This window comes from Helicobacter anseris, assembly GCF_003364335.1.
Lineage (GTDB): Bacteria > Campylobacterota > Campylobacteria > Campylobacterales > Helicobacteraceae > Helicobacter_H > Helicobacter_H anseris.
The window spans coordinates 13,271-34,627 of the sequence record NZ_NXLX01000013.1 but is presented as its reverse complement, the minus strand read 5'-3'; the positions used below and the strand labels follow the sequence as shown (position 1 = coordinate 34,627).

18 protein-coding genes are annotated in these 21,357 nt (G+C 30.2%); all 18 read right to left on the bottom strand.

Features of this window, described 5'->3' with window-relative positions:
* Positions 1 to 80 precede the first annotated feature (80 nt).
* A complete protein-coding gene (locus tag CQA57_RS05790; protein ID WP_170126836.1) occupies positions 81 to 1,064 on the bottom strand; it encodes a BspA family leucine-rich repeat surface protein in 984 nt (327 codons plus the stop codon).
* A gap of 551 nt (positions 1,065 to 1,615) precedes the next feature.
* Complete coding sequence (locus tag CQA57_RS05785; protein WP_115579288.1) at positions 1,616 to 2,431, bottom strand: hypothetical protein; 816 nt, start codon at positions 2,429 to 2,431, stop codon at positions 1,616 to 1,618.
* 624 nt (positions 2,432 to 3,055) lie between these two features.
* Positions 3,056 to 3,691, bottom strand: a complete 636-nt coding sequence (locus tag CQA57_RS05780) for a hypothetical protein (RefSeq protein WP_115579287.1) — start codon at positions 3,689 to 3,691, stop codon at positions 3,056 to 3,058.
* Between the two features lie 26 nt (positions 3,692 to 3,717).
* Positions 3,718 to 4,248 carry a BspA family leucine-rich repeat surface protein gene (locus tag CQA57_RS05775; RefSeq protein ID WP_115579286.1) on the bottom strand — a complete coding sequence of 177 codons (531 nt, stop codon included), beginning with the start codon at positions 4,246 to 4,248 and terminating at the stop codon, positions 3,718 to 3,720.
* 314 nt (positions 4,249 to 4,562) lie between these two features.
* Entirely contained in the window at positions 4,563 to 5,390 is an 828-nt protein-coding gene (locus tag CQA57_RS05770; RefSeq protein WP_115579285.1) for a hypothetical protein, read from the bottom strand.
* A gap of 60 nt (positions 5,391 to 5,450) precedes the next feature.
* A complete protein-coding gene (locus CQA57_RS05765) occupies positions 5,451 to 7,133 on the bottom strand; it encodes a hypothetical protein (protein ID WP_115579284.1) in 1,683 nt (560 codons plus the stop codon).
* Complete coding sequence (locus tag CQA57_RS05760) at positions 7,114 to 7,713, bottom strand: hypothetical protein (RefSeq protein WP_115579283.1); 600 nt, start codon at positions 7,711 to 7,713, stop codon at positions 7,114 to 7,116. Before CQA57_RS05760 ends, CQA57_RS05765 begins: the two co-directional genes overlap by 20 nt.
* On the bottom strand, positions 7,691 to 8,221 hold the full coding sequence (locus CQA57_RS05755; RefSeq protein WP_115579282.1) for a lysozyme family protein: 531 nt from the start codon (positions 8,219 to 8,221) through the stop codon (positions 7,691 to 7,693). Before CQA57_RS05755 ends, CQA57_RS05760 begins: the two co-directional genes overlap by 23 nt.
* Before the next feature lie 2 nt (positions 8,222 to 8,223).
* Positions 8,224 to 8,907, bottom strand: a complete 684-nt coding sequence (locus CQA57_RS05750; protein WP_115579281.1) for a hypothetical protein — start codon at positions 8,905 to 8,907, stop codon at positions 8,224 to 8,226.
* Between the two features lie 10 nt (positions 8,908 to 8,917).
* On the bottom strand, positions 8,918 to 10,765 hold the full coding sequence (locus CQA57_RS05745; RefSeq protein WP_115579280.1) for a conjugal transfer protein TraH: 1,848 nt from the start codon (positions 10,763 to 10,765) through the stop codon (positions 8,918 to 8,920).
* Positions 10,746 to 11,855, bottom strand: coding sequence for a hypothetical protein (locus CQA57_RS05740; RefSeq protein ID WP_115579279.1), 1,110 nt, complete (start codon positions 11,853 to 11,855; stop codon positions 10,746 to 10,748). Before CQA57_RS05740 ends, CQA57_RS05745 begins: the two co-directional genes overlap by 20 nt.
* Before the next feature lie 11 nt (positions 11,856 to 11,866).
* The gene (locus CQA57_RS05735; RefSeq protein ID WP_115579278.1) at positions 11,867 to 13,180 is read right to left on the bottom strand and encodes an AAA family ATPase; all 1,314 of its coding nucleotides are present in this window, start codon (positions 13,178 to 13,180) and stop codon (positions 11,867 to 11,869) included.
* Between the two features lie 2 nt (positions 13,181 to 13,182).
* Entirely contained in the window at positions 13,183 to 14,973 is a 1,791-nt protein-coding gene (locus CQA57_RS05730) for a type IV secretory system conjugative DNA transfer family protein (protein WP_115579277.1), read from the bottom strand.
* A 10-nt stretch (positions 14,974 to 14,983) separates the two neighbouring features.
* Positions 14,984 to 18,535 carry a TraG/VirB4 family ATPase gene (locus tag CQA57_RS05725; RefSeq protein WP_115579276.1) on the bottom strand — a complete coding sequence of 1,184 codons (3,552 nt, stop codon included), beginning with the start codon at positions 18,533 to 18,535 and terminating at the stop codon, positions 14,984 to 14,986.
* Positions 18,532 to 19,134 carry a hypothetical protein gene (locus CQA57_RS05720; protein ID WP_115579275.1) on the bottom strand — a complete coding sequence of 201 codons (603 nt, stop codon included), beginning with the start codon at positions 19,132 to 19,134 and terminating at the stop codon, positions 18,532 to 18,534. The genes CQA57_RS05725 and CQA57_RS05720 overlap by 4 nt, the downstream gene beginning before the upstream one ends.
* Positions 19,131 to 19,619, bottom strand: a complete 489-nt coding sequence (locus CQA57_RS05715) for a hypothetical protein (RefSeq protein ID WP_115579274.1) — start codon at positions 19,617 to 19,619, stop codon at positions 19,131 to 19,133. Before CQA57_RS05715 ends, CQA57_RS05720 begins: the two co-directional genes overlap by 4 nt.
* Entirely contained in the window at positions 19,604 to 19,813 is a 210-nt protein-coding gene (locus CQA57_RS05710) for a hypothetical protein (protein ID WP_115579273.1), read from the bottom strand. The genes CQA57_RS05715 and CQA57_RS05710 overlap by 16 nt, the downstream gene beginning before the upstream one ends.
* Positions 19,813 to 21,357 carry a TrbI/VirB10 family protein gene (locus CQA57_RS05705; protein WP_115579272.1) on the bottom strand — a complete coding sequence of 515 codons (1,545 nt, stop codon included), beginning with the start codon at positions 21,355 to 21,357 and terminating at the stop codon, positions 19,813 to 19,815. The genes CQA57_RS05710 and CQA57_RS05705 overlap by 1 nt, the downstream gene beginning before the upstream one ends.

Below are 21,357 nucleotides of genomic sequence, written 5' to 3'. Positions count from 1 at the left end.
CTCATCTATTGCTTTCCAATAGTCATTAAAGTGTCTAAGCACTCAACTTAAAGCTCAATCTGTCCTTTTTAAAGGATTTATTATTCACACCAATTTGGCTTGATATATCCTGGAATATCATCAAACATTCCACGCATATTCTCTACCTTGCTAGTATCCCATTTGGATAAATCAGCATTGAAGCTATTGCAATTAGAAAACATTTCACGCATAGTCTCTACCTTGCTAGTATCCCACTTGGATAAATCCGAAGTGAAATTTTTGCAATTAGAAAACATATAAGCCATATCTTTAACACTGCTAGTATCCCATTTGGAGAGATCTGAAGTGAAGCTATTGCAAAAATAGAACATACTATTCATATCTCTTACATTACTAGTATCCCACCTAGATAAATCTGAAGTGAAGCTATTGCAATTAGAAAATATACTATACATATTCTTTACATTACTCACATTCCAATCGGAGAGATCTGAAGTGAAGTTTTTGCACCAACGGAACATATAAGCCATAGTCTTTACTTTACTAGTGTCCCATTTGGAGAGATCTGAAGTAAAGCTATTGCAACAATAAAACATAAATGCCATATTCTCTACATTGCTGACATTCCACCTAGATAAATCTGAAGTGAAGCTATTGCAATTAGAAAATATACTATACATATTCTTTACATTACTCACATTCCAATCGGAGAGATCTGAAGTGAAGTTTTTGCACCAACAGAACATATAAGACATATCCTCTACATTGCTAGTATCCCACTTGGAGAGATCAGAAGTAAAGCTATTGCAACAATAAAACATAAATGCCATATTCTTCACATTGCTAGTATCCCATTTGGATAAATCAGCATTGAAGCTATTGCAATGAAAGAACATAAATGCCATATCCTCTACATTACTAACATTCCAGTTTTCAATACCACTGAAATTCATTCTCTTAGTATTAAAAAACAATTTGTTCATATCAGTAATGAGTGAGGTATCAATATCTCCAAGATTGATTGATAGATCATTGCACAATGTTCGCAATTCTTCTTTTGTTTTGGGTGTGTATTTTTTCATTTCTTTTTTCCTTTCTAGCTTAAAAAGCATTCAATTAGGTTTTTAAAAACCAACTAAACTTGAACCAAGTGAATAAAAATTCACTCGTAAAAGGAGAAAAGTCTATTAAGAATCCACTCTTTGCGAGAGGAAATTCTTTTTCTTTTTTCCTCTTGCGAGTAAATTCTTATCATTCTAACTAAAGGCTGAGAGCCTTATCTTATACAAAGAAGTCGTATCCAGACAATCAGTGTATTTTGCCCAAGCGGCGGATCTAGTTTTGCTTCTAACAAGCAAGGTAATGCTTTTGCCTATGTAATACATAGTGATACACAAAATGACAGAACCCTAACACGAAAAATCGTGAAGTTATAAAAACTTTAAGACACAATTATAGCATTTTTTTTAAAAAAAAAGACATTTTTATACAAGGTAACTATCAAAATCTCCTTTTTAAAAAGCAGAATTTTTGTTGAATTTTAATAATATGTATAATTTAATATGTATTATGCATATAATTTTTTATGCATTATTTTATTTTTGATACTAAATATAGCCTGATATAGTTTTTATTACTGTTTTAGCCCTCCTCCTCTAAGATGTATTTTTTTCTCACTCTTTTCCCACTTTTTATCAATAGTAAAAGTAAAAATATCTTTTGCAATGTGCCTATCAATAACTCTTCTCATCTCTTTATTTGTTGCACAAATTGGTTTTTCAACGATTGCATTTGTTAAAAAGTCATTTTTTTCAAAAAGCTTTTTTACTTTTTTCTCTGTATCAAACTTCTTAATTAAAAAACTTTCAAAATCCAATATTTCATTGGAATACACAAAAAAGTATTCAACGCTTTTTTTATTGATTTCTCTTGCAATAATAACTTTTTGTTTTGCAAGTGTTTTTTCTATTGCTTGAATAATATTTTCCTTTTCTTCATCACCAAAAACCTTATCAGTTTTCATCAAAACATCAAGATTTTTAACTATTGTTTCAAAAATGAAAAGATACTTTATTCTAGCTTCTGAAGCTTCTTCTCTACTATTGAAATGCCCAATTCCAATATCTAATCTTGCTGACATTTTTTCATTTGCTAGCTTTACGATTTTTCGTTCTGTTTTATTTTCTCTTTTTTTGAAAAAACAATTCTCTGGTGAATAATCTTTGGTTAGATCTTTCCTGGCTAAAGTGCATTCTCCTTTTTTAAAGCCATTTTCATCTGCCCATTTGCAAAAAGCCGCATAACTATTTTTCCACTCATCACAAACTCCAATCCCCTTAGCTCCTATATTCTTATAATGTTTCATATTTTTGTTATAGCAAAAGGCTTTAATATTAGACAATATCCTATAAGCTGGGTGGCTTCTTATATCACCTTTATTCTTTGGCATTTGAAATCCTTTTATCTTTTTTGTAATGTAATCTTATAGGCTATTTTTTGGATTTTCAAATGAATAATATTTATAATTTATAACGCATAATATATTTAGATTAAAACATATATTAAGTAATAAAATATGAGTATATTGCATATTCTTTTATAAGCATTTTAATTGTAGATTACAAAGCATAATGATGATTATTTTGTATGTATTTTGCAGTATTAAAACATAAGCTAGAGGTTGAAGATATTCTCCTAGCCCACGCTTATGAGATGAGCTAAGAGGTTTTATCTTAATAGGCTTGACTTATTAGCATTAAAACTAATATAATCACTATCAAGATATGCTGTAATATCTTCATTTGATTACCTCCTTTCATTTGAAAGTAGGTAACCCTAAGGAGGCAGCCACCTCTTTAGGGCAACCTCTACTACAATTATATAATCTCTTAGTTTTAAAAACAAATATCTATATAAATTACAATAGCCTTGATTTGGTTTTTTTGTGATTGATTTTATTTTGTTACATAGTATATGTAGTATTTTACACACATACTATGTATAAATCTATACGCATAATATGTATAAAAATTACGATATAGATTTTTAACAAAACCACTTTAATTATTTTAAATTACTGCAAATTGCTTTGGCACTTGCTGTAATCTGCTTTATACCATATATTAAAAATAACTTCTTCATAATATCCTTCATCTACTTCGCATTGAATGCTAAAAATATTATCGGTTTCTTCCTTTATAATGTCATATACCTTTTCATCTTTATCTCTGTATATTTTTTTCGCTTTTTCTAATGCTTCCTCAATCGTATAAGCTCCTAAATCCTCAACCCACTTACCCTCTTCTTCATTCCAAGAACCAGTGCGTGTGTTTAGCTCTTTGATAGTTTCAAGTAAGCATTTGTAAGGGTCGTATCCCATTGACTCAATAGCTACAATATTCTCTTCAAAAGGACTCCAAACAATAGGTCTTGTCAAATTAAGTTTAACTCCCCAAGAATGAGCGTTTCTTTTTAGCCTTAGCCTATCCTTACAAAAATCCATTCCTGCATTCACGCACACAATAACCATATTACACAAAGTTTTAATCATCTCATACTGATTGTTATCACGCTCTGCCTCAAAAAACTTAGCTAACTCTTTTGTATAATCGACTCTAAAGTTTCTCTTTTGGTCTTCTTTATTTAAACCTCTCTCTTCTCTACAAACTCTTAGTTTGTCTTTTATATCGTTAAATTGTTCTTGTGTCATTTTTAATCCTTTGTCTTTTGCAAATATTATTCACACCAATTTGGCTTGATATATCCTGGAATATCATCAAACATTCCACGCATATTCTCTACATTACTAACATTCCACCTAGATAAATCTGAAGTAAAGTTTTTGCAATGAAAGAACATATAAGACATATCCTCTACATTACTAACATTCCAATTGGAAAGGTCAGCATTGAAACTATTGCAATCACAAAACATAAATGCCATATCAATTACCTTGTTAGTATCCCACTTAGAGAGATCTGAAGTGAAACTATTGCACCCATAGAACATTCCACGCATATCCTCTACATTACTAACATTCCACCTAGATAAATCAGAAGTAAAGTTTTTGCAATCAGAGAACATACTATACATATCCTCTACATTACTAACATTCCAGTTTTCAATACCACTGAAATTCATTCTCTCAGTATTAAGAAATAACTGGCTCATATCAGTAATGAGTGAGGTATCAATATCTCCAAGATTGATTGATAGATCATTGCACAATGTTTTTAATTCTTTTTTTGTTTTTGGTGTGTATTTCATCGCAATCCTTTTATTTTTTTTGCAATGTTATTATATATCTATATTTGCGTTGTTTCAAATGAATAATGCTTATAATTTATAACGCATAATATATGAAAATAAGAATATATTTTAAGTAATAAAAAATGAGTATATTGCTTATTCTTTTATAAGCATTTTAATTGTAGATTACAAAGCATAATGATGATTATTTTGTATGTATTTACGACTACTAATTGATTAGTATTTGTTTAATTTGATTAAGAGGATTAAAAACCAATATGGTAAATAATCCTAAAATTCAAAGATGTTATTTAAGAATTACCTAAAACTTCTTAAAACCTATAAGCATAACTCAAAGAGAATGTGTAAAAGTAGTTTGGTTTGGTGGTGATAGTATTGTCTATATTTTCTGTTGCACTGACATAGCTATTTTTATTCACACTCTCACCTAGTGCCTTATCAAAGCTAAAGCCTAATTCTACTTGATGTTTGCCATAGTAGTAATGCAATGCAATCTTTGGAGAGATTAAAGAATAATAGATGTTTTTATCAGTAAAATATTTATCAAAAATTTCTCTACTCTCTGGTTGATTCACCATATACATCTCTGTATTTATTCCATATACAAAGCTATATCCAAGCCCAATGCTTGCTCCTAAAACCTGCTCTCCTTTTTCCCAAAAATCATACAAGAAGTTTGCTTCAATTCCAAAAGATAATGGCACATAAGAGTTTTTAAAATTATATTCATTGCCATATGGAAGTTTTTCAATATCCCCAGTAGGCAAAACATTATGAGAGTAATCGTCTGTTCTGATGTTATACCCACTTCCAAAGCTAACTTTGGCGTTGTATCCCATCTTATTGTCTTGAGAGAAGTATCTTTGATAACCTGTAAAGATTTTTCCATTAAAGATAAATGGTTTTGAATTTAAAAAAACATTTCCAATAGAGTAATTTTCTTGAGTTTTTAATTCTCCACTTCCTCCACCAAGTCCTAACTCTACTCCTACTAAAAATCCATTTTTAGAAGTTAAAGGTTTAATCTCTAGGCTTTGAGGTTTGCTCTCTTCTTTGGTAGCTTCTAAAATAACATCACTTGTTTCTTGAGCTACTAAAAAAGAAGCAAGTGCTAAACTTATTAAAGTTAATTTTTTCATTAAAAAATCCTTTGTTAAAAATAAAGTGCAATTATATACAAGGCTCTTTACTTTTGCAAATTAATATAATGCTCCAGTAGCCTTGCAATTACTCTCACTGGTATAAACTAAATCGTGAAATCCTGTGTAATATTGCATATCATCACTATTATCACTCCAATTGTTATATCGTTTGGAGTAAATACAGCGATTATCATTGCTATTTATACCATCAACTGCATAATCATAGTATTTTTTTAGAGTATAGCAATCTCTCCAGCGAATGGTGCAATTTTTTCCACTAATAAATCCAGGACACTGAACCTTTTTACTATACTCTGTCGCAGAGCATTGCATTGTAAGTCCTCTTGGAAAACTTACTGTTAGCCACACATTATGATTTTTTCCTTCTTGTCCATTGCTAGCATAGTATTTATACTCTGTGATAGGACAATAAGCTGTTTCATCACTCTGACAACTATCACCTGGTCTAGGAATATCATATTCTTGCACCAAAACTTTAGATCCTTTTTGAGAGATAATCGTAGGTGTGCAATTGATTTTAAAACTCTCTCTTGTAGGCTCAGTTAAAAGACTTCTCCCTGCATTAAACATATTTAAAGCCGAATTTCTTAAATCTCCACGATTAATCATTACCTTTCTTAATCCAGTGCCACTTTCTACAACTGGATTTTGTAAAGTAGCTGATACATTTGCATATTGATCATAAATAAAAGACTGATTTACCATACTAGTAGCCCAAGAGAGTTCATTGCCAATTAAGGCATTAATAATCATTGTGTTTTGATAAGTTTCTCCATTGCTATCTTCCTCTAGTAAGCCTTGTAAATTCACTTTTGTGCCAAGTTTAAAAAGTCCATTGTAGGATTTCTTTTCCATACTTGAAGTGGGTAAATTCCAAGTCCCAAAATTAAAACCAGTTCCTGATAAAGCACTATCATAGTTATCTGTTTGTATCTGAGTTTTTATTGTATCCTTGTCTTCATTTAAATCAAATTCATAATAGCGATTAACAATACAAAAAGGCAGCTTAACTTTGCCAATATAAGAATTCTCGATTGCTTTTTTGGTGCTATCTCCTATATCCATACCACTTAATGCCATTACAGCCTTAATAATCAAGTTTAAAATAACATTTCCAGAATCAATAGCTGAAGTATTGGCGTTGTTTTGCTCTAACTCTTTTAGCTGATTAGAGTATTGTGTAGCCATATTTTTTAAAAAAGCATTTGTATTGCTTGTTTTTATTCTTTTAACTACATCTTCTAGGGTTTCTGTTGCATTTGGATCACCTGTAGGGTCTTTTTCTTTTCCTATATCTAAATCTATTTGCTCTCTAATTTTTGTTCTAAAAGTATCAAGACTTTCTTCTTCCGCAAGATACATTGAAGCTATCATTTCTTTATTTGTTTTATAAGAAGAATTATCTAGTGAGGCAAAAGATTTTTCAAAAACTTTCTTTTGCATATCAGTGTAGGGTAGAGTAACTTTATTCCAACCAATAACAAACTTTTGATTTTGAGTAGCTGCGTCTTCTACTGGTATGGAAGCCATAGAACAAACAGTTTCTCTAGTGGCAAGAGTAATACATTGGCAAGTATCTTGTTTTGTGCTTTTTTTACAATCCTCATAGGATACATCTTTAACTGGGTTCCCTCCAGCAATTTCTGTATCAGCAAAAACTAAAGCACTGCAAAGAAAAAAAGCTAAAATATGCTTAATTTTATTTTCTTTTTGAAACATCAATCTCCTTTATAAGTAGTTTTTTTGTTTTTGTATCAAAAATGAGTGCTGTAGGCACGCATTGCAATGAAAAATCTTTAATCATATGCTTGGGCAGCACAAAAGATTTTTCCACAAAATCTTCAAGCCTGCTATCATATACATAGCCATTAGAAACGATTAGCTCTTTAAAATTATTTTCTCTTGCGTAGGCAACTTGTCTATTATCATTAACATCAAGAATAAGATAATGGATATTAAAAACACTAAAAATACTTGCAATTTTTGCTTTATTGACAGGATCATTTAAATCGATTTGTCTTCTCCTAGCTTCATTTTGTATCATCTCCTCAAAATCAATAGTCTTCTCTCCATCTTTCATACATAAAGGTAAAAGGTGCATAGGGTTTGTAGCTTTTTTAATTTGATCTTGAGCGTTTTCCAACATTTGCTTTTGAAAATCTTTTTCCCTCATTTTTCTTTCAATGTAATCTTGCCCATTTTCCTCTAAGATTTCATAAGTATCACCAAATGTGCCTAGAAAATCTATACAGCTAGCAATGCTTAAAAAGAAAAAACTATTTAGTAGCCAAAATCTCATTATAACGCCTCTCAATTATTTTTTGATATTTCTCATTAACCTTAGGAGTGTAAGAGTGATATTTAGCCAGTGTTTCCATACTCCAACCATATTTTTTTGCCAATTTCATTAAAATATTGCAAGCTTCGTAATAGGAATGTTTGAGTGAAAAATAATGTGTTTTGTCTTTAAAATCAACATATTTATAATTAAATTGAAATGCTCCTAGATCGAGATTTTCAATTGATTGTTTAACTAATAAATTCAAAGCGGTAAAACAAGTTTTTACACTCTTACAATCAATACTACGATTATCAAGGATTTCAATGTCTAGGTCTTGCAGTATCTTTTCTTTTTTAATTCTTTGGAAGTCTGATTTATTATTAAAGCTAATAATAAATGGATAACCAATATTTCTTTTAGGGTGGCTTTCAATACTCGCAATAGTATAAAGAACATCATATTCAATAATACATTCTTTTGAAGTGGCTAAATAACAAAAGAGTAGGGCAATGAGGAGTTTTTTCATTTTTAATAGCGTTTAAATTTATCTGCACAAAAATTTTTAATATTTTGATTTGCTAGAGGATTTTTGCAAGCCTTATCTAAAAAAAGATTTGCAAAATCTTTATTATTTAATCCTAAAAATGCAAAAGCTGTCCATAATTGCACTCTTGGCTCATCAACTAGATTTCTGTTTTGAAAAATCTCAATAGCCTTATCGAATTTTGAAGTCATTACTAGGAATACTCCTCCTAAAAATCCATTATCTAAAACAATTTTAGAGTTATCTTTTTGAATATTTTTCTCAAAACCATTTAGAAAAAAATAATCAGGAGTTTTATTAATGCTTTTAAAAAATGTAGAGATTTCTCTGTAATTTTTTTCATCTTTTTTATCTTTGAACACGCTCCAAGCATATAATCCAAGCTTCATACTAGCAATAGGGTTAAAATCACTTTGGAAAGCTCTGTAAAATGCATTTAATGAGCGAGTTAAGTCTTGAGCAATTCCTTTTTTATCATCACCTATCTCATATAAAAGAGCCTCAATAATATCTTTTTGTGGAATTGGTAGATTGTTTGAATTAAAAAAATTTTGAATATCTTCTGCTGTAATCTCTGAAACATTTAATTCATTTGGATTAATTTTATCAAATGGATTGGTATGCATTTGGCATACCAACAACAAAAATATCAATATCTTTTTTTTCATTCAAATCCTTTTATTTTTGGATAGATTGAGCCTTTTTCTTTTTACCAGCATTGTCATACATAGTCTCAAAATTATTTAGTAAATTGATTTGTTTTTCCAACTCTTCTTCCAAGTCATTTTTGTATTTTCTTAGTTCATTCATCAATTTATCTTTATTCTTAATGCTTTCAGATTTTATGCTAGTGGTGTTATTTTCATAAATATTTCTAATATTGTCCATCAAGAATTGGGCGTAGTATATAGCATTTTGCTTTGCAAGTAAAATAGCTAAAGATTTTGCTCTTTCTCCGTCCATTGTTCCTGAGAAGGTAGGTTTATTTTTCAAATAATCTAAAGCAAACAAAACAATTTCATTAATTTTCACCGCCCAATCAGGAGCAATTAGAGCAAAACTTTCATTAGTGCTAGAGCTATTAGATATATTTCCATTGCAACTAACATTATTGGCGTCTTCATAAACGACACTAGCTACTCTTGTATTGCTTGAGCTTCTTTTTAAAATACATACGATTGCTTTTAAGCTCTCAGTCTCTAATCCTTCCCATTTAACTGTTTGAGATTTACCTTGATTTTGGAGAGTTCTAAACATTTGATAGACTTTGTTTGACTTAGACACTGTTTGTGCATAGGCAATCTTTTGAGAGTCTATTTTAATGGTTTTACTTGTTGTGCCATAGAGCAAATCGTGTAAGAATGTTTGTGATTTTCCACCTACAAGAACATTTGGTGTAGGAGGTGATAATTTAACATCGCCTTTTTCTTGAGCAAATTTCTCTTCTGCAAAATGATTGCTAATTTGATCATAAGAGCTATCAACCTTACCATTTGCAATCATTGCATTATTGAAATCAACGATTGTTTTTCCATTTTTTGAGAATTGCAGATCTGCTAATGCATTAGCTGACATACCCTCTGGATCTCCTACAATATTAACAGCAAGAAGATAGAAAGTTTTTGGAGAGGATAGATCCAATGAACCATTAACACTAATATCTGCTATGGTAAGAGGAACAACTTTTTTAGCAATAACATCATTTTCTGGTAAATATTGACTTATCAAAATACTAGGGAAATAACCTACACGGTAAAAAGATTCCGCCATTCTTTCATATTCATTTGATAGTTTTTTACCAGTATCTGAAGCACCACCATTTTTACCCTTCACAGCATTAAGGAATTTAGTTTTATATTCACTAACTGTTGTATTTACAAGATTGTTTGCACTGCTAAGATAGTCTTGCCCATTTGCAAAAATATTGGCAGTTTTCATCGCAAATCCTGCGTCAGGCTGACTTGCTTGGTCTTTTAAATAATTTTGTCCTTGTTTAATGAGATCTGAAGCAATGTTTTTAGAGAAATTACAGGCATTTCTTAGTAAGTTCTGAATGTATTGAACAAGAGCCTTAATTTGTGAGAATGCTTGATTTAGTGTAGGTAGAGAATTAATCAATGCAACAAGGATACCAAAAATAACTGCCCCTCCTACATTCCCTAAATTTTCTGCAATATCATCAAAATCAACCAATGAAGCAAAACCTAGATTAAATTTTAAACCATTACAATCTGCTTCTACACTTGGGGCTTCCCAATCTATCCAGGGTTTATAGGAAGATTGATCATCAGAGAATCTAAAACTACCACTTCCACCAATATAAGAACCTCCATAACTATCACCTGTTTGGTTATAAGTAGAATTTGTAAAATTACTCCAACCTCTATCATTAAAAAATTGCCCGAATTTAGAGTTATTGAACCCCTCTTTCATACTATTCCAAAAATCATCTAAACCACTTGCAGCAAGTGTATTTGATGTAGCAAAAATTAAAACAAAAATTAGATTAAAAATCTTTTTTAGCACTATTATTCTCCTTTTTCATTTTTTCTAACAACTCTTTAAAATCTTTAGCTCTTTTTCCTTCTTCACTATTTTTTTCAATAATATTTTCCTCTTCTAGTTCTCTTATATTCTTGTCGATAGGAATATCACTGCTTTGTTGATCATTAAATTCACTAGGTTTGGAAATATTGAAAAGAATTAAGAAGTTTTGAATTTTCTTCCTTATGGTATCTAGCTTTTCTCTACCAGCACCGATAACCTCATTTATATTTTTGTCGTTGTTTTCATTGATATAGGATAGTAAGTAAATTGGAGTGAGATGGACTTTCATCTTATCAAAAAATTCACTATCAATAATAATGTCCTTTTGAGATATGCTATCAAAATTCTTTTTGTATTCCTTGTTTGGTGCTTTGTAGTGAAATTCTCTAAAGAGATTAAAAGACTTTTGATCTTTAAAAACAAATTTAACATCTACGCCTAAAGATTTAATATCTTTGTATATATCAAAAATCCTAACTGTGTAATCAATATCAAAAGTATCTTTCCCTAAGAGGATTTGCAGTGTTAGATTCCTTGCATTTTTCTGAATGATTTTATCTAACTGCTCTTTTTGCTGATATGAGGAGTCATTATTTCCACCTTGCATTACAGGAGAAGCACCGATAAAAGGATTTGGAATTTTCATAGAAGCGAAGTTTAGAGAATAGCCTGCATTAAAAGTATGATTTAGATATTTTGATTGCCATTTATAATACTCTAAAGCATTCTCAACACTTGGATTTTCTATCCATTTTCTCATTACTGGTATTTTTAATGCGTCCCCAGTTATAGGCATAACAAAACAATCAGCACTAGAATTTTCAATACATTCTTTGCCATTTATTACCACTTTTTTTGGTAAGCCTGTGGTAGTTTTGAGTATCTCTAAAATTTCTTTCTGTATAGCTGTTTGAGTTTTTAACTCTTTTAAAATATCTTGAAATACATCTGATGGAGAAGGTGTTTCAATATCCTCATAAGCATTATAACCCTTGCTAACTACATTGTTTTTATTGTCAATAGCATATAAAGTAAAAAAAGCTAGTAAAAAACTAAGTATAATCTTCATTTGTTATCCTTTTATGAGTTTGCTTGATTAAATGCAAGATGGTATTTATCGTAACTATCCAATTCATCAATTTTCTTTTGAATATTGTTTTTTTCTATCTCAAATAATGTAACAAGCTCATCAATCATATCAATGACTTCTTCTTCTTTATAAGGTGCAGCACATTGATAAACATCATCTGCAATAAATACATTATCAAGACAGCTTTGAAATATTGCTTCTTTTTCCTCTCTATCTGTCAAAAGCTCATTTAATTTTTTCTCAAAGTCTTGTATTTCTTGATTGTAATTTTTTAAGATTTTTAAAGTTTCATCATATTTAGTAAAATCTAAAAATACGATAAGTTCTATTAAGTCCGCAATTTTTGGCGTTGTCCTTGAAGTTAAATCTCTAAAATTTTGTATCAAACTGATAATATTCTTTTGTATAGCCGCCTTAGAACCAAAAATACAGCGTTCAACTGCTTCAAAAGCTAAAACTCTTTGATCTAAATCAGTCCAGGTGCAATGTTTCATTAATAGGAGGTCGCTATGATCTATCTTATCCCTATTATTTAACACAGCTGATGTTTTTAAGGCTTTAATGATAAAACCACTTCCAGATTTTCTATCAGATAAGGAAATAGAGTTTCTTAGTATTTCTACTATAATTTTTTCATAGAGTTTTGCGATTTCCTCATTCATTTTTAAACTTTTTGTTTTGTCTATATATTCATTAACCTCTTCAATATCTTCGATAGTAAAAATCTCTTCAAGCTCTTTTCCTGCGGTAAAGTCTTCTTTGTAATATTTTAATTTATTTTCTTGCTCTGCTAGTCTTTTAACATCAAACCAAAACAATATCCTATCTCTAAAGGGTTCAATAAAATCATCTTGTGGTATCTCATTGCTAGCAGCAAAAACAGTATTTAACTTTAAAGGATAGTTTTTACCGCTTAATTGATACACCCTTTCATTTAAAATTGGCAAGAGGGCGTTTAGTAGGTTTTGAGTGCCTTTAAACATTTCATCTAAGAAAATAAATCTTTGCGAGAGGATACATCTAGGATCATTTAAAACTTCTTGAGCTTCTCTTTGAGGCTCTGGAATTAAATCATCAAGTCCAGTTTCATTTGACATTGTAATCTGCCAAGCAACTTCTTTGTCAATAATCTTGATAATATTATTAATTGCAAAGGTTTTAGCCACGCCAGGCACTCCATATAACATAATATGGTGTTTGGAAAAAATAGTTAGTATCGAGATACGAATAAGAGTTTTTCTCTCTAATAATCTTGTATCTAGTGCTTCTATTAGTTTTTGTATTCTTTCTTTTAAAGGACGCATTTTTAAACTCCCAAGTTCCTATTTTCTAAATCTACTAGCATTTTAGTTATTTTTTCCTCATCTCTCAAATCAGTAACTACGAGACATCTTTCAGTATCAACTCCTGAAATAAAGGGTAAAAATAGCTTATTTTTAGAATCCTTATTGATAAAAAAACATTCACCAACGCCTAATTTATCTATGCTTGAAGTCGTTAAATAATTCTTTTTTGTATTGCTAAAACTTGTAGCACTAGCCCCTTCTCTATACATAACATTGCTTTCCATTATGTATTTTTGTCCAAACATTTCTACAACTTTTTCTTTAGAGGAAACATCATTCATCTTAAAAATAAAAGTGGTATTGAGGGAATCTTTTGAAACCTTTGCAAGTGTTTCTCCTAGTTTGTGAGATAAGTCAGCGTCTGATTGAGTATAAATTAGCATAGTTTGTCCCAATCCAGCTCCTTTGTTAAGAATACTCTCAGCACCCTTATATAAAGCACTTTCACCTTCATCAAGATGAATATATAGCCTCCTATTATTTACAGCTCTACCAGTTAGAGATACTCCACCATAGATACTTTCAAGAGATTTTAAGATAACCTTAACAAGGTGTTCTGAGGTCTTTTTTGCAATCATTGGCACTGGGTGCATTAATAAAATCAATCCTTTTTCATTGTTAAATAGTCTTGCTGCAATTGGATTAATTTTTATCGTGCATAGCATATCTCCTAAGCTTCCTATGGAAAGGGAGGAGAGGAAATTCACCAAAGCTAATGAAATTTTGCTATTAAATTCATCTGGTAAGAGTAAAAATTTATCAATTTGAATAAGCACCTGAGATCTTAATGAAGCCGTCTTTTCATCTATTGGTGGAATAGATTCACAAGAAGTTTTTAGGAGCTTGATTTTTTCTTTGTCCAAGTAAAACAAAATATCTCTAAAGGTTAAGAAGCTCCTATTAAAAATTGGAATTGTTCCGAGTTCTTTATTAATGATTTGTGTCTCGATCTTATCAAAAACATCTTTGGAATTATTTTCATCAATCTTTAAATTCTTTGTTTTAATCATTTCATAAATATGCCATTGCTCTTTTATTATTTGTGTTTTGAGTTCTTTTTTTGGATCAGTGTTCATTTCAAGATAGCTTAGAGCATATAAAAGTGCTTTTAGAATTGTTTCTGCGTGTCCGCTATAAAATTTAGAATCTGAGTCCTCACCTGGATAGAGGATAGAGGAAATCAAAGAAGCAACTTCATCATCAGACATATTAAAGATAGGGTTGAAATATTCCGTAGCATTTGGCATAAAAGGATTGACATATAAAAACTCATCAATCCTATTGGCATTGTCAGCAAACTCTATCATTTTGTTAAAAACCTCTAAGTCAATACCATTCTTTGGGTCGCATACAATAATGTTATCGCCTCTTAGGATATTTTGCTTGATAATATTTAGCATTAGCTTTGTTTTACCAACCCTTGTTGTTCCTAAAACAAGGCAATGGTTACTTACATCTTCCCACTTTACTAATTTTAATTCTAAACCATTTTTTAGATTATCAAAATCTGCGGATAGTCCTAGATATAAACAATCTTTATTTATTAATTTCAATAATTCATCTTCAAGCCTCTCTTTTTCTTTTGAGAGTTTTCCTAGCTTTTCTTGCAAAACAGATTTTTTGTTTCCAAATTTTACTTTTGAAAGTTCGTTTTTAATGGAAGTAATGTCTTTATGATTTTTAATAATCTTTTTTTCTAATCCACCAACAGTATTTTTATCTTTAAAAGAAGCAAATAATTTTTTTAGCATTTTTTCCTACTTAGTATTGAATTATTTCTTCGGCTTTTTCAGGTTTTGCAAGATAGTATCCTTGAAAATAATCAAAACCGACATCTTTCGCAAAAGTAAAAGTTTCTTCAGTTTCAATGTGCATTGCTACAATACCAATTCCATAGGTATTGCCAATTTGCACAAATAATTTTAGTTTCTCCAAATCAGTCTGATCTTTTCTTTTAATAGCAGTTTTGATTAGCTCTCCATCTACTTTTATAGAGTTTGGTTTAATTCTTTGTATCATTTCCAAATTTAAATCCAAATCAACCCCAGATATAACAATTTGCACATTTTCATATTCTTTTGAAGCATTAATAAAGCTATCAATATTTTCTAAGTTTCTCTCTCGTAAAAAACCGCTATTAATCTCTAAAATTACCACGCCATTATCATAACTCTTGAAAATCTCTCCCATATAAGAAAAATAATTTTCATTGATTTCTGAATTATCGACATTGAATGAAACAGCACCAAGATTTTTTTCTTTGGCAATTTTAATACTTTTGGAAAATAATTGCTTGTGTAGATTTGTTAAGAGTTTTTGTTCTACTGCAATATCAGAAAAATGATTTAAACCAAAAAGCTCTGGGCTATCTTGCTTGGTAGCCTCAATCTTTAAAAAGAATTCATAACTAATAATCTGTTGATTGGAGTTAAAGATGGGCTGTGCAAAAGGAATAACGCTTTTATTTGTGATGGCTTTTCTCAAAACTCCAGTCCAAAAGGTCGTATCCTCTTTAGTGGTTTCTTTTTTTACTTTTTCTAAAATCTCACTCTCACTAAAATTTCCTTCAAGGAAATAAGCATAAAATAATATTGCTTGATTTTCACTAAGGCTATATTTCCTTTGAAATTCTAATCGTTTATTAACTTCATCTGCTTTTGAAGTAAAAATAGAGTATTCCATTGGTGTAACTTTAAGCCTTAGAATTTCAGTAATTTTCCCAGCAAAACAAGTAATTTCACTATAAATTGGCAAAAATGAATTTGTTCTTTCTAATAAGCTTTTTTGATAATCATTTAAATTTGAGAGTATCCTATCATTTTGGAAGTATTGTCCTACATCTTTGATTGGAAGCAACAATTTGAAATCACTATTTTGCCATATTGCCTTTGCTCTAGGGTTTGCCTCAAAATCTTCTGGATTTTGTGTAACTGTAATCATAGAGGCATTATATTTTCTTAATCTTCTTGAAGCGTCATCAAGATATGGTGCAACGATTTGGTGTCTTAATAATGGAGCACATTCATCAAAAATAACAATTTTTTGCTTGCTTCTATCAAAGTAACACTCTTGCACAACTCTCTCAAGCATTGCTAAATAAATAACATTATAAATTGCCTTACCAGCAATTTCTTCTGTTTCAACTAAAGTAAAATCAGAGTGAATATTAATATTATTTGCACCATTAAAATACTTATAATAGATTTGGTCTTTGTTGGAATAAGGTGCAATACCAGTGATAATTGTATCAATGATATTTAGCGTTTCTTCATTGCTTATATCTTTTTTAAGCGTAGTTAATGCATTTGATACATCAATCATTCCAGCGTCTTTACCTTTTCTTACAAAAGCCAAAGAAAGAGCACTTGCAATAATGTTTTTTGCTAAAGATACCTCTTCTTGCACTCCTGCAGTCATTATTTGAATATCTGTATTAAGCATTGCACCAATAATTTTCACACAACTCTCTAAAGTATCATCAGAGAGCATATGAATATACCCTTCTTTTGATACAGAGCTAATATTTACTTTGGTGTTCAAGAATGTTAGATAATCATTTCCCTTTAAACTTTCTACAGAGATTTTTTCCTCAATTGCATAAGTAAAGAAATTCAAACAAATATCCTTAGTGCCATCAAAAACGATATATTCTCCACCAACTAAAGAACATTGAGGTTTATAAGACTTACCTATATCAAAGATTGTTAGTTTTGCTCCAGCCTGTAAATAAGCCAAAACGATAGAGTTTGTTAAAAATGATTTACCAGTTCCTGATTGTCCTATGATATTTACATTGTAATTATTTTCACCACTAAAAAAATCGATACCACAAACTTGTCCTGTGCGATTAAAAAACTTTAATACAGGTTTATTATCACCTTTATAAGTTCCAAGTATTGGCATTACTGCAGAGATATTGCTTGAAAAAAAGAGATTGTAACGATTGATAAAATCTTTCGTAGTTAAATCAAAATTTAAAGGCAGTGAGTGAATAAAAGTCATAAATGAAGTTATTGGGGTAGTTTCTTCTTCAATCTCCCAGCCACCGTAACTAATATTTTTAAAGCTCCTTTTAATACTCTCGCAAGTTTTTCTTAATCTATCTTGATTAGGTTCAAAAATAATGAGAGAATAAAATGCTTCTGCGATTTTTTCACCATCATTGATGTATTCTATTATGTCTTTGCTTTCATTTAACACATTTTTAAGATTAGGATTTGTAGAGGCTTGTTTTCCTCCCTCCTTACTCTCCATAAAAGAACCAATAGAACCTACATTCTTTGTAGCTTTTTTTAATATTTGGTTTTTTAATTTTTTTGCATTCTCAAAATGTAATACCAAAGAAGCCATAAAAGAACCAGTAATTGGATATTCCTTTAATCCATTAAAATCAAAAAAAGCATTTTGAATATCTGTTGCTGTTGTGTGAATTGGGTAGCGATTTGTTGTTAGAACACGAGCAAATTTCTCTTTTCCAATTTTTATTACCCCATTTCTATCAGATATATCAACTTCGATACCTTTTGCAATTTGTTTGTTAATTGGTTGATGTAAGTCGTGCAATGCTTCTGTGTAATTGTTTTTTAAAATCTCGTGATATAGCACAACTAATAAATGGGGTTCAATACCAGTTAGATTAGGAATTGCTGATTTAATTGTTCCAAAATGATCTTTGATTTTTTCTTGTGAGTAGCCTTTTGGAAATAAGAAAAAAATAAAAGTTCTAAAATCTCTTGCAAAAAATCTTAGTCCTTTTTTTTCACTCATACTCTCTTCATCAGTCCAACGCCTTATTTTTTTGATATGGTCTTCTTTTATTTTTTTCAGAATAACAGCATTGCCCACCTTGCTATTACACTTTGAAACTTTTTCAATATTATTACAAAACCAATCTACATTTTTTGAGGAAATAGTTTTAATTTCAACTACCAAATCCTTAATATCATCAAATCTCTGGATCGTATCTCTAATATTATCTGTGATTGAGTTTGTTGCCACTGGAGGCATTGTTAATTCAAAACCAATGCCCATTCTACCAGTGCATAAGAAAAAGATACCAAAATCATCTATATCACAATTCTCTGGTTTTGAATAGCTTCTCAATAAAATTTTGTCAGAAAAAGTAGAGGTATCTTTCAATAATTGAATAGAGCTTTTCTTGATTGCATTGTGGTCAAGTTTGAATTCTGGTAATAAAAATTTATCCAAAATAATTTCTGTAAATATTTTTTTAATCTTTTCTATGTTTTTTGGATTTCTTAGAATAAAGAATACAATAACTCCTACAACTGCTAATACTATATATTCAGTCATTTATCATTCTCGCTTTTTATATAACATTCGCAGTTTTTTTGCTTTTCTGCTAAATCAAACACTTGATTTTCTAGCTTTCTTATTCTTTCTAAAAAATATTCTTTTGTATCATCATTATTAAAAAGCATAATCTTTTCTTTTTCATTTTTTAATTGAGGATCTTTGCTGTATTTTTCCTCTTGTATTTTTGTTTTTTCTAGTTCCCTGATGTTATCTATCTTGTTTTGAATTTCTCTAGGTATTTTTTGTCCAAAATCCCTGATTTCATCAGCATTTTTTTCTAGCTCTTTTTGCACTTTTTCTATTGCATTGCTAAGCTTTTTTATCGCTTCTTGATTTTTTTGGTTATTGCTAATAAGCTTCTCTTTTTCTTTCAGAAATATACTTTTAAAGGCTCTAAATTCATCATCTTGCTTCTCTTTTTCTTTTTTAAATTCATTCAATAAGTCTGCAATTTCCTCATTTTTGTCTTGAAGCTTTTTTTGTTGTTCTATTAGCTTTCCTATCGCTTCTTTAATCTCAGCCATTCCAATGACATTCTCATCGCTTGCAAACAAGATATTTCCAATTAAAAGGGCTGTAAAAAAAATATTTTTCATTTTGTTTTTTCCTTTGTCATCATAGATTTATTGATTTTTTCCTCTTGTTCTCTTACTCTTTTCATTATGCTTTTTGTCGTGTTTTTATTCTCATAATTAACAAAATCAGAAATTGTCTTATCATCTTTTAAATTATTTTTGTATTCAATCTCTCCGCTATGTAGAGTAAATGGCAATGTATTTGTTTCTGTAGGAACACCCTTTCTTATTTTTGAGCTTGGTATGGCAGTTCCAGGAATAAAATCAGGTCGCTTAATCCAGATATAGATGTCGTGAGAACCAATTAAAGAACCATTAGATGTTTTATAAGGTGCAATCCATATCTTTTGCACAATTCCAAAATCAATAGCTGTTCTTGCGTCGTTATTTCTTGTGCCAATCACTGGTTTGTATCTATTCTGATAGTCTTGTTTATCAACTATGATTGTTTTTGTAGAACAGCCAGTAAAAAACAATATAAATAAAAAAATTATCTGTCTTTGCATTTAACCCCTTTGTAAGCTCGTTTTTCAATTTCATCTGGATCTTCATTTAATAATGAAAAAGCATCGGTGCATAATCCAGCTCTTCTATAATTACAACCATTACTATCACAATCTGTAGCCATATCTCCAATAGAACAGGCATTAAAAAATAAAGCAAACAAAAGGCTTAAAAAAAGAAAAGTTAGTTTTTTCATTATTCCTCCTCGTCATCATAATAATATTCTTGAGAAGCTTCTTTGTCTATTCTCTTGCTATTTTTATTAAAAATATAATCATAATCATCGTAATTATATTTATCACCCATTGTAGAGTATTCTTTTTTATCAATATTAACCCCATTGCTTTCTTCCTCTTGAGCCTTAAATGGAACAAGCTGAAGAATTTCTCCACCTACAAAATGAATACTAATAACTCTTCCTGCTTTGATATTTACAACTGGATTCATTGCTTGGAGGTATTTCTCATAAATAGTGGTAAGTCGATTAATCGTAGTATTACCACTTGATGTTAGTCCTGTATTTACAGAGGATAATAAATTAGAGCTAGTAGTGCTATATCCACTAAGTAAAGTGGTAGAGCCTAATTTTGATAATGCGTCTAGTCCTGATTGATAGAGTGCTAGAGGTAATGCAGCTTGAAAAATCTTTTGCTCTTTTGTAACAAGAATACCACCTATACCATTATTTCCATTTTCATCGGTAACCCAACCTTTTATTGGTCCTTCTGCAATATATTGCTGTCCGCTTTTATCTTCAAAAATACAAGAGATTTTAGTAAGTCGTATATTTACTGTGTTATCAGTCATATTTCCTACGCCAGAAGCATAGACATAACAACCTTTTGATTTCTTTGTATTATCATTGGCAGCGATCATATCTTGTGTCAATTTGATTTGAATTGGTAAATCTTGCTGTCTCCCCATTCCAATAACAGTGGCACTTCCACCAGTAATTGTAATTCCTTGTGCAGTAGAAGCAAATATATTAATAGAATGTGTTGTTTTTTGTTTGATTTCCTCTATAGAATTTTGATCTAATGGTATATCCTCTACTTCTATAGGAATTCTAAAAGAGGCTGTTCTTTCATTTTCATCATTTTGATCTGTATCGGTAAAATCTCCTGATGATGGTTTCCCACCTTGCTTATTATCATTTGTTTTTTTGTCTGATTTTTTTAATGCAAGATCATTAAACATTTGAACAATCTTTTTTTCTATTTCTTCAATTTTATTCATATCTTTATTATGATCTTGATTTTTTTTCTCTTGATCTTGAATGAAGTCATTAATATTTTTTTCTTGCCTATCTAGCCTTTTTTCTGTTTTGTTCTTAATGTCTTCAATATTTTTTGTAACATTGTCTTCAAGCTTTTTAAAATTATTTTTGATGTCATTTGTGCTATCTTTTATGAGCTTGCTAAGCTCTTCTTGTTTCGTTTCTAATTTATCTATTTTTGCGTCTGTGGCTGTGCTGTATAAATTAAAATTATCAAAATTTGAAGTTTCTGTTGCCTCTTGAGCTTTCTCTTGTTGTGCAAACTCTAAATTTTCTTGATAAAGTGCATTCATTCTATTCCAAACTGCTACACAAAAACTAATGAAAGCAAGAATGACTATAAAGATAAGAATCCTAATAATAAATCTTAGATGTTTTTTCTTTTGATTATTGATATTGTAGGCGGATTGCTCTTTTTTCTCAGCCTCTCTTTCATTGTATTGCGGATTATCTTCTGTATTCAT